General features: G+C 49.8%; 1 protein-coding gene. It reads right to left on the reverse strand.

The window, feature by feature from the left end:
- Nucleotides 1–237, reverse strand: a 237-nt coding sequence (locus QP752_RS11340) for a nucleoid-associated protein (protein WP_284805555.1), incomplete at both ends; no start/stop codon positions are given.

Below are 237 nucleotides of genomic sequence, written 5' to 3' on the forward strand. Positions count from 1 at the left end.
GGCAGTGAAATCATCGACCGCTTGCAACAGCCCACGGTTTTGCGCTTTCGCGTTTAACCCTTCGCTGGCACCGAGGAAATCCATAAAGAAATCCGCCACTTTGCGCCCTACTCGCCCTTTCAGGAAAGTGAGATAGCGGGTCGACTCTGGATTGGTTTCCCACTCGGTTAAATCGATACGCGCAACAATATCCGCATGATTGATATCAAGATAATGGGTTGGGTTGATGTCGAGATT

Origin of the sequence: Corynebacterium sp. UMB10321 (genome assembly GCF_030228725.1) — a bacterium.
In the GTDB taxonomy this organism is placed as follows: domain Bacteria; phylum Actinomycetota; class Actinomycetes; order Mycobacteriales; family Mycobacteriaceae; genus Corynebacterium; species Corynebacterium pseudogenitalium.